Annotated in this window: 4 protein-coding genes; all 4 read right to left on the reverse strand. The window is 44.2% G+C overall.

All coding sequences use genetic code 11. The features are described from left to right. Nucleotides 1–40 precede the first annotated feature (40 nt). Nucleotides 41–2203, reverse strand: coding sequence for a glycoside hydrolase family 3 C-terminal domain-containing protein (locus tag J3P43_RS12225; RefSeq protein WP_255902768.1), 2163 nt, complete (start codon nucleotides 2201–2203; stop codon nucleotides 41–43). A 72-nt stretch (nucleotides 2204–2275) separates the two neighbouring features. Next, complete coding sequence (locus J3P43_RS12230; RefSeq protein WP_255902770.1) at nucleotides 2276–4657, reverse strand: glycoside hydrolase family 31 protein; 2382 nt, start codon at nucleotides 4655–4657, stop codon at nucleotides 2276–2278. Nucleotides 4658–4713: 56 nt separating this feature from the next. Then, the gene (gene galA / locus J3P43_RS12235; RefSeq protein ID WP_255902772.1) at nucleotides 4714–7623 is read right to left on the reverse strand and encodes a beta-galactosidase GalA; all 2910 of its coding nucleotides are present in this window, start codon (nucleotides 7621–7623) and stop codon (nucleotides 4714–4716) included. 187 nt (nucleotides 7624–7810) lie between these two features. Beyond that, complete coding sequence (locus J3P43_RS12240) at nucleotides 7811–10648, reverse strand: TIM-barrel domain-containing protein (RefSeq protein WP_255902774.1); 2838 nt, start codon at nucleotides 10646–10648, stop codon at nucleotides 7811–7813. Nucleotides 10649–10989: the final 341 nt, after the last annotated feature.

Genomic DNA, 10989 nt, shown 5'->3' on the forward strand with positions numbered 1-10989 from the left:
AATCCCGAAGCATGCTTCGGGATTTTTTTTTGCCAGCTTGTTAAAGCTTTATTCTCTTTTTCGTTCGGATATCTGAAGACGAGCTTCCGGCAAAAATCTGAAATTGTCCGGGTTCCTGCACCCATTTCATCTCTTTATCATCAAAGAAGCTAAAGGCTTCGGCGTTTAGGGTAAATTTCAGCGTCTTAGTTTCACCTGGATTTAAAACCACCTTTTCAAATGCCTTCAACTCTTTCTCGGGGCGAACCAAGGACGATTTGCTATCTTTTACATACAACTGAACAACTTCCGCCCCCGCTCTGGACCCAGAATTTGTAACGGTAAAACTAGCGGTTACCAGTCCGTTTGCCGAAGAAGCCGACAATTTCCCATATTTAAAGTCGGTATAGGATAAGCCGTGTCCAAAGCTGAATTGTGGCTTTACTTTATATTTATCGAAGTAACGGTAGCCAACAAAAATATCATCTTTGTATCTCACCGTAGTTCCATCGCCGGGATATTCGCCTATTTTATGTGCAGGCGCATCGGCAAGTGTTTTTGGCCACGAAAACGTCAACTTCCCGGAAGGGTTTATATCACCGAAGAGGATTTCAGCGATTGCATTACCACCTTCCATCCCGGGGTAACCGACCTGTAAAATCGCTTTCGCTTTTCCCTCCCATTTGGTGATATCCAGGGCACCACCGCCGAACAAGACCACTATTGTATTTGGATTTGCATCCAGAACTGCAGTTATCAACTCATCCTGACCGAACGGCATAGTCATATTGGGCTTATCAGCGCCCTCGGCATCATATGCATTATCGCTCCATTTATTGTAGTCGTATCCGTGAGTCCAGCCACCAAAAACAATTGCATATTCAGCTGTTTTGGCATTTTCTACAGCTTCTGCTATCATTTTTGGATCGGCCTTAGCGTCTCGTGCAATGGCATACCCCTGCGAAAAACGAATTGCAGTATTGTTTACAACGCAAGACTGAAGGCCCTCCAAGGGAGTGATCTCATATCGAGGTCGCACCTGAGAGCTTCCCCCGCCCATTGCATTATCACGGTTGGCGTTTGCACCTATTACTGCAATCGACCTTACTGTATTTTTTTGCATCGGCAGGATATTTCCTCTGTTTTTTAGCAATATGATTCCCTCCTGAGCAACTTTTTTAGCCACCAAAGCGTGTTCGGATGTAGCATGCGCCCCTGCAGTACGATTTGCATTGATCATGTTTGTTTTAAACATTACTCTAAGAATTCTGCGAACTTTATCGTCTATTACAGATTCTGCAACTTCTCCGCTTTTCACCATTTTTAAAGCAGGCTGGGCGAAGTAGAAATCGTTGAACTTAAGAGGAGGCGTCCCGATGTCAGAGCCCATTTCTAAATCGGCTCCACCAAGAAGAGCGGCTTTGGTAGTATGAATAGCCCCCCAGTCACTCATCATCAATCCCGTAAAACCCCACTCTCCCTTTAATATCTTGTTAACTAAATAGTCGTTATATGTACAATACTCACCTCTGAACTTATTATACGCACCCATCACCGTATTGGCACCGCCCTCTACAATAGCTGCTTTGAAACCCGGCAGATAAATTTCGCGCAAAGCACGCTCGCTCATTTCGACGTTTATACCATCTCTTTTGACTTCCTGGTTATTTGCAATAAAGTGCTTCACGCAAGCAGATATCCCCTGATCCTGAACACCTTTAATATATCCCACCACCATTTTTGAGACCAGGTAAGGATCTTCGCTCATATACTCAAAGTTTCGGCCGTTTAAAGGAGTGCGAAGGATATTAATGCCAGGCCCAAGGATGATATCTTTTCCCCTAAATTTAGCTTCGCTACCCAATACCGAACCGAATGCATAACCTAGTTGCGGATTCCATGTAGAAGCCAGCGTTATGCCTACCGGTAGATAGGTGGAGGAATCGTTCCCTTTATTGTCCAGCGACCAATCCCGGCCATGTTCCGGCCGAACTCCATGCGGACCATCAGACATTGTAAGTTCAGGGATACCAAGTCTGGAAACACCCGCTGACGTAAACGATGAATTTCCGTGGATCATTGCTATTTTTTCATCGAGGGTCATCTGCTTCAGAAGACCGGCAATTTTTGATTCCGTTGCAGGATCGGTCTGCTGCTGGGCTATTGCGGGCTTCCCAACTAAAAAAACTCCTGCTATTAAACCGGTAATAAGTGATTTTTTCATTTTATAATTGATATTGTTGGTTGAGTGTCTGAATGATGAAAACAAATTGCCACCTGTTTGTTCTTTTCAATATTATTTATAAGACTTGATCTGCCATTTCACTCTTCCTTGATACGGATCAGCCTGCAATGTATTGCCATCCACCGAAATTTTCTGAAGAACATTATCAGAGGGCAGACATATAAGCCCCAGAGCGGTTTCGCCGTTCGCTGCATAAGACACTAAATCGATATTCGACCAATCCATTTTCATAGTAGACTGAGCGAGTTTAATATGCGGAATCACCGCACCGCTTCTAACGAGAACAACTGCCTTCACCGGTCCAGCTTTGATTTTCTGCCAGCCGCCAGTATACGTCTCACCGCTTTGATAATTTATCCACTTACCCGGCGGCAAATAAACATCACGCTCCTGAACATTCTCTAACAATGGCGCTACCAGCATGTCCGACCCAAACAAATATTGATCGTCTATGAGCCAGGAACCCGGATCGTTCGGGTATTCAACAAAGAGCGCACGAACCATCGGCAGTCCTCTTTCAGAACAATCTTTTGCCTGAGCGTAAATGTAAGGCATTAATTTATATCGCATTTCGTCCGCCGTTCTAAATGTCTTTAAAAAAGCTGGGCTATACAACCAAGGTTCCTTTGGAGGGGCGCCATGGCTTCGGGTATGTGAGGAAAGAAAGCCAAATGCGGCCCATCGGCCATACAGGTCTTCCGGGGTGCTCTGAACAAACCCTCCGATATCATGGCTCCAGAAAGCGAATCCCGAAAGGCCGAAAGATAATCCGGCCCGCAATTCTGCAGCCATGGCTGTATTGGTGTTTGCTGCATCGCCTCCCCAATGTAAGGGGTAACGCTGGCTGCCCGCCCAAGTACTTCTGGCCCAAATAATATTTTCACCGTTAACCTGCTTTGTGATATCGGCAACCGCTTTATTATATCTTAAGGGATACAAATTATGCTCATAAAAACCCGTGCGGCCAGAGTGGTAGATACCGTTTGCAGGGGCAGCTTCGCCGAAATCCACCTTAATTGCCCCAACGCCCAGCTTCAAGAGGCCGGCAATTTTATCCTGATACCATTTGATGGTAGCCGGGTTCGAAAAATCCAGAACCGCGTCCTCATAGGGCAGATTACCTTTCGCATCTTTAACTACCAGATTATGTTGAACCAGTTCCGTAAAGAGAGTATTCTTGGGTGTAAAGTAAGGAAGCTGCCATAAAGAAACATGGAAACCTTCTTTCTTTAGATCGCTAAGCAGCTTTGCCGGATTCTTAAAGCGGTCTGGAGCAAACTGGTAATCTGTTCTCCAGTCGGTTGTAAACCAGCCAGTATCGTAGTGAATCACATCTGCAGGAATGTTGTTTTCACGAAGCTTGGCAGCTACATCACGCCCGTCCTTCTCGGAGAAGTACGTAATCCTGCTCATCCAGAAGCCAAACGACCAGAGAGGCGGCATGGGCGATTTACCGGTAAGATTAGTGTACTCATTTAATACCTCTTTAGGTTCGCCAAGGAAAACAAAGAGATCCAGTTCATCGTCGCCGATCATCATAGAATTGACGCCGCTGAAGTACTTTCCAAAATCGCAGGTGATCGGCGTAGATGTATGCATAAACATACCGTATCCCCTGCTGCTCATAAAAAAGGGAATGGGTTTATACATCGTTTCGTTCTGAACGCCGTTTGCATCATCAGCCCACAAAACAACTTTTTGGCCGCGTTTATCAAATCCCGTAAAAGATTCTCCGCAGCCAAATATCTTCTCGTTAGGCGACAAGGAAAAGGCGGCCGACATGCTCCGGGAATAATCAGAGGCCCGTCTGACATACGAAAAAGGAACTATCGGGGTAAAAGTTGAATCAGCATTGTCACGACTGTGAACGGTTTGTGTTAATAGCTTGCCGTTCGCATCACGTATTGCCACGCGCCAGGGATGTTCGGACACGGTTACGGAGCCAAATGCGCTCGTATAGCGGTGGCCGCCTTTAATCCGGGAATATTTCCAGGACTTATCAACAGGGGCTTTGCCGTTTACCAGCATCAACGATTCCTGATCGGGCTTAACTTGAAATCCTGAGGTCGCTTTGATCCGTACAGTACGAGGTGATACAAATTCGATGGAAAACGGCAGAGAAGGAGATGCAGCATATTCTGTTGTCGGAAATTCGTTGGCAGCTGCTGGCCGCAGAACTCCGAGCATATTATCGAACGCCTGACGGGTGATGTAGTTGTGGCGCTTATATAAAACCTCGCCACTCGCGGTTGCAGGATTAAATTTGGATAGGCTATCGGCGAGATAATAGGTATTGGTAAAGTCTCTAAAATCGCGGCTTATGTCTACCGGCGAATTTAATAGGTTCATATCCTGTAACTGCGCGGAACCGACCGAAGAGATTAAAGACAGCGCAAAAACTATCGGAATACATAGTTTATAGTTTGGTTTCATATAGTGGGGTTTATATTATCAGATCAGTCGAACGAAAAAATCTCTTTGGAGCGTTGCTAGTTTATTACAGGCCTGTGTTTTGCCGGTTGTGCATAAATCTTTACCTCACCTGATTTTAATCCAGCCGAACTACCTTTTAACGTAATTTCACCAGGCTCGCCGGTAGACTGCACTATCACCTGAGCTAAACCGCTGAATAATTTACGTTTCCATTGCCCGGCAGGTTTAAGTAATTGAATTAGTCCCGGATTCATATTAATGGATTCCCAACTTTGTTTCTTGAACAAGGGAACTGCGACAATAGCAAGCGTATTCTTCCCAACCTTAAGTATAGCCGGATCAAGTTTGAAAGTGTCGCCTTTTTTGTTTTCAGGTAGGTTGGCGGCGATTTCCTTTCCGTTTATAAATAAAGATTGTTGCTTACCCAGACTGTTGTAAAAGAAAGAAATAGCACTTTTCAGATCTTCTTCTGTTAAATTAAAGCTTCCGCGATAAACAAGTGCTTTGGCTGATTGAGCAAACTGTTCTGTTCGGTCATCCCTGAAAGCTTGTTGCCAGTTTGAGTCGTCAAAACTGTCAGATACTTCCGGACGATCATCCATATTTTCAACAATCTTTTCTTTAAGATCAGAAATCTCCAAAGTAGAAATGGTCTCCAGGTATTTGTCGGGTTCCAATGATGTTGGGTCCCCATTGCCCACCCCGATGATTTTCCCGGGACCAGTAATGCTAAACCTTATTTCGTTCGTAGACGTCGGGATATGCAAACCATTTTTATCTCTCAAATCAACAGTGATCATGGCAAGATCTTCCCTGTTTGCTTTTATGTTTTTTACGTCAGACGATAATTGAACTTGCGACGGATTACCGGTTGTCTTTACCTGGTCGCTGATTGCAGGTTTTCCATTTTTATATCCCTGAGCCCTCAATGTTCCAGCGCTATACTTCACTTTCCACTCCAGGTGCCCGTTCTTTTCCATCGGCTTTCTGCCCTGACTTTTGTCGTTCAGGAAAAGTTCAACTTCATCAGCATTGCTGTACACCCATACATCTATCAACTGCCCCTCTTTTCCTGGCCAATTCCAATGCGGCATGATATGAATAGTGGGTTTGTCTGTCCACCACGACCGCAAATAATAGACATAATCTTTAGCAAAACCGCACTGATCTATCATACCAAAGTAAGAGCCGGTTGACGGCCATCCAAAGGGCGTTGGTTCGCCCCTGTAATCGAATCCCGTCCAGATAAACATGCCCGCCAGATAATCGCGTGTTGCATAGTGTTTCCATCCGTTTTCCAGGCTATAGAAATACTGATTCTGCGGCTTATCGTATGAGGCTAATTGATTGTTCTTCCGATCATCCACATAAATCCCTCTGGAGGTGACTGTTGAGCCCTCTTCTGTCCCCCAGCTCATCTGCCAGGGAAAAGCTTTGTGGTGCTCGTCGGTATTTTTCGTGGCAATGTAATTATATCCCATCACGTCAATCACGGTTGAGATCCCCCTTCCAACCCCGCCGCTAACAGCTTTGGTGATAAAACGTGTGGTATCAATACTTTTTGTAAACGCCTGCATAGTTTCGGCTATTCGCGCTCCTGTAATATTCCCCTCAATACCCCATTCTTCATTTCCAATAGACCAACTGATAATACTTGGATGATTTCTGTCTCTCAGAATAAGACGTCTCATATCGTCAAGATGAGTTTGTGTGATACCCATCAATCGGTTCTCGTCTATTACAAGCATTCCCAGGCGATCGCAGGCATCGAGCAATTCCGGAGTGGGGGGATTATGAGCACAGCGGTACGCATTATTACCCATCTGTTTTAAAGTGTTGATCCGGAAGTCCTGAAGACCATCAGGCATTGCAGAACCCACACCAGCATGATCCTGGTGATTGTTGCTACCCTTAATTTTTACCCGTTTCCCGTTAAGAAAGAAGCCCTTATCGGGATCAAAACGAATACTGCGAATTCCAAAAGTGGTTTCGTACCGGTCAACAATTTTGTCGTCTTGCTTTACCGTGGTGAGAAGCTTATGAAGATAAGGATCTTCCAACGACCACAACCTTGCATTGGCAACCTGCATCGCACTGGAGATGTCTTTGGTTTCGTAGGCGTTTAGTTTAAGGTCGGCAAGGTGAGCTGAAGCAAGTTTTTTTCCAGCCGCGTTGAATACTTCCTGCAGGATCGAAAACGATTTCGGTGTCTTCGCTTCGTTGATCAAAGTTGCCTGCACATTAACAGTAGCATCATTGCCTTTGACTTGTGAATTCACAAAGGTACCATCGGACTTAACATGCAACTCATCAAGTTTATTAAGCCAAACATGACGGTAAATACCGGCACCTTCATAGAACCAGCCTTCTTCCATCGTAGCATCCGCCCTCACAGCTACTACATTATCACCTCCATAGTTCAGATAATCGGTAATATCGTATTCAAACCCAAGATAGCCGCTCGGATGAGTTCCCAGGTAATGGCCGTTAACCCATACTATTGAATTTCGAAATACACCGTCAAAAGCAATATGAATACGTCGGCCCAAATCCTGGGCCGGGATCTTAAATGTTTTACGGTACCAACCAATGCTCGCCTCTGGAAAGTTCCTCCCGATCGCTTTAAATCCGTGGCTGTAACTCCCTTTTTCACTAAAGCCTTGCTCAACTGCCCAATCGTGGGGCAAATCCAGTTTTCTCCAGCTGCGATCATCAAATCCGGCTGCAGCGGGCCCATCACCATACCCTGCTTTCGCCAGATACGAAAAGTAACCTGTTCCGTTATTGAAATCCTTTTTTGTATCAGAGGGATGTCCGAATGCAAACTTCCAGCCAAAATCCATTAAAAGTCGCTCCCTTGGGATTTGTGTAGTTTCCTGAGCAAACAGAAAATGCGAATAGATAATCTGACCAATTATGGTGACGAGAACTTTTATTGAGATATCTTTTAGTATGTATGTGTTCATTTATATTTCATATAACTACCCAACAAATAGCAGAGAGGCCTGGGAGGCCACTCTGCCAGCATATAACCAATTGAAGGTGGGATTTTATGTATTCATTTTTCTTTCGATTCAACTACAATATAACATCTACCCATCTTTCATGAGTTGTATGGATCTGATATTTCGGCTTTACCATTACCCGCACGGCTTACATCCTGATTTTTATTTCGTCCCCTTTGTACGTAGAAATCACATCTGGCTTCACTGTAAAATCAAGAGCTTTATCTGATTCCGGACTCACCCACACTATTTTAAACGTCCGCTCATTGAGCATTCCCGGAAAAGTTCCCATACGTTTTCCGATAGATAAGGTTTTGAGCTTTTCATTATAACCGAACGTGATTTTTGAATGTAGTCCTTTTTCATAATTATAGTTGGTGTCCTCGTCTTCGTATAAGTCGAACTTAGCATCCTTACCAGTATATACATACAGAATTATCGTGTCTGCTTTCTTTTGTGATGTGTATTGAAGTTCTGGTCCGTAAGGAATGATTGAGCCTTCTTTAACATATACCGGCATCCTTTCATATGGAGCATCAACGGTTATTTTCCTTCCCCCGTTAAGGTATTTTCCTGTGTACAGATCGTACCAGTTTGCGCCAGCGGGCAGATATAATTCTCTATTTTTTGCTCCATACGTATATACCGGATTGATAAGAAACGAAGGGCCGAACATATACTGATCCGCAATATTCTTTACCTTCTCATCTTTACCAAAATCCATGATCAATCCGCGCATCAAAGTATAATCGTCGTGATAGGTTTTTCCAACCAACGAATAGATATAAGGCATAAGGCGATATCTCAGCTTGTTGTAATACATCATACTCCGATAGGCCGGATGTTCTTCAGGAGCAATGTTATAAATTTCGCGATACGGAAACTGGCCATGCACTCTGAACAGAGGCGAAAACGCGCCAAATTGGTACCAGCGTGTTTGCAATTCGCGCCACTCGTCTAAATCGGCTCCTTTAGCATTTTCGTACCGTTTTTCTACAGCGAATCCGCCGATATCGGTTGTCCAGTATGGAATTCCAGAGAGTGAAAAGTTGATCCCGGCAGGGATTTGAGCTTTAAAGTCTTCCCAACGGGCGCCGATATCGCCGCTCCATGTTGCGGCTGCATATCTTTGCAATCCGGCATAGGCCGAACGCGTAAGAATAAATACCCTTTCGTTAGGATTGGTTGCCCGTTGCCCCTCGTATATCCCCTTTGCATTTTGTAAAGGGAAGGCGTTGAAATACTTGGTTGATGAGCCAAGATATGTAGGGTTCATTATTTCCTTTCGGCTGGCGATATCCAAATTAGAATGGATATCGGGTTCGGATGCATCCATCCACCATGCGTCCACTCCTTTACTGTAAAGGTGCTTATTGAGCAAATTCCAGAAACCGTCCCGCGCTTTTGGGTTATAGGCGTCGTAGAATGTATTTCTATATCCCTTGCCTATCCAATCACGCCGGCCGTCAATAATATTTCGCTTATAAAGCCAGCCGTTCTTGTCAAACTCTTTATAGGTGTCAATTCCTTCATAAAACTTCGCCCATACCGAAATCATGAAACGTGTATTGTACTTTTCGTGAAGGTCTTTGATCATCCCCTCTGCGTCGGGAAACCGCAATTCATCAAACTGCTGGCTTCCCCATTGATCTTCCTTCCAGTATGACCAATCAAGTACAATGTTATCCAGAGGAATTTTGCGATCTCTGAATTCTTTCACAGTGTTCAGTATTTCGTTCTGGGTTTTATAGCGTTCGCGACTTTGCCACAGGCCCATCGCCCATTTCGGCATCATAGAGGCTTTTCCTGTCAGGGTTCTATACCCGCTGATTACTTCGTCGGCATTTTTACCATAAACAAAATAATAGTTAATCGCATCTCCTGCTTCAGATTGGAAGGTCAACTGATTCTTGTCCTTTTCGGGTACCGGCCCCAACCAGTTCATGGAGATATAAGATTCTTTTCCGTCGGGGTTCCATTCAATTTTTAGAGAACAAGGCTTATCCTTGATTAAACTAATACTGGTCAACTCCGTTCCCGGATTCCAGGCCTGGCGCCATTTGTCGGCAACCAGCTTTCCGTCGAGCCAGATTTTAAGATAACCGCCATATTTCGTCAAAAAGCTGTGCAGGCCCGAATATGGTGATATAAATGAGCCTTCCCAGGTGATGATACCGCTCCCCAGTATGTAACCTTCCGGAAATTTGGTTTGATCTTTCAGGTATGAATAGTCGATAACGGATTCTGGTCTGACAACCGGATTAGATTCAGTATTTTTTGAATTGTATGTAGCTGTAAGCCAACCGCCGGCACCATCCTTAGAAATTAATTTTAAAGATGACAGAGGCAAATAATCTCTAACGTCCCCTACCTTTGTTATGGAATAATTATCCCATAAAATCCCATAGTTATTACTGGAAACTAAAAACGGAACCGCCACCTCTGTGTTATTTTGCAGCAGTTCTACTTGCGTCCCATTATAATTCATTATCCCATTCTGGTGCTGACCTAATCCGTAAAAAGCTTCGTCGGGTGCTATCTGAAAAACCTGCTTAATTGCATAAGATGATTCGCCGTCAAACAACACCGGCTTAAGTGATTTCTTACCATTTAAAAGAATGACTTTCCCCGAGGCATCCTTAAATACCAGCGCACCAGTCTTTAAAGAGACGTCCACAACTAAAGCTGCAGTGTGTAGAAACAGCCGGTCTCCCATTTGTTTCACATCCCATTTCACCGCAGGCATTTTTTCGTTACTAATCATTAAGCTCGCAGGAGACGCCGCATTATCTGTGGCAGCAGCTACTATATGTATTATATTATCTGATATTACCTCCAGCCTCATAGACTCACATTCTGCTTCTGCTGGCAGATCAATCGACACTCCAGTAGCCAGCCTTTTATAGGTCCCCATCTGAGCATAAGACGAACTATTACCAATAAGCACGTAAAAAGAGCAGGCAATAAAGATTATTTTTTTAAACATACGCTAATAATTTGCAGTGTTAACTGCATAAAAACTGGTTCTTTTTATGGCTTATAATTCCTAAAACTTTGATTCAGCCCTGGTCAGCATGTTGTGCAAGTCCGGGTTTGTTCATCGAATAAAATTAACCACAGACCCCAAATGTATTGTTCACAAAGAGGGGCACAAATGTTAACCACGCATAGCACTATGATTATCAAATACTTAAACTGAGCCAAGTTGAATATTTGAGAACATGTCATCTCCTTGTTAAGCGGGCTTATCAATAGAAACCCAGGGATGGTTAAGTCCGACCGATAACAGGTAGAAAACCGACTGATACAGCGCCGGCTGATAATAAG

The sequence above is a fragment of the Paradesertivirga mongoliensis genome, assembly GCF_024436395.1.
GTDB lineage: Bacteria > Bacteroidota > Bacteroidia > Sphingobacteriales > Sphingobacteriaceae > Paradesertivirga > Paradesertivirga mongoliensis.

What these genes read in the sequence shown, in the direction of transcription:
- J3P43_RS12230 (WP_255902770.1), bottom strand. Translation starts at nt 4,657, where the DNA reads ATGAAACCAAACTATAAACTATGTATTCCGATAGTTTTTGCGCTGTCT.
- galA (WP_255902772.1), bottom strand. Translation starts at nt 7,623, where the DNA reads ATGAACACATACATACTAAAAGATATCTCAATAAAAGTTCTCGTCACC.
- J3P43_RS12225 (WP_255902768.1), bottom strand. Translation starts at nt 2,203, where the DNA reads ATGAAAAAATCACTTATTACCGGTTTAATAGCAGGAGTTTTTTTAGTT.
- J3P43_RS12240 (WP_255902774.1), bottom strand. Translation starts at nt 10,648, where the DNA reads ATGTTTAAAAAAATAATCTTTATTGCCTGCTCTTTTTACGTGCTTATT.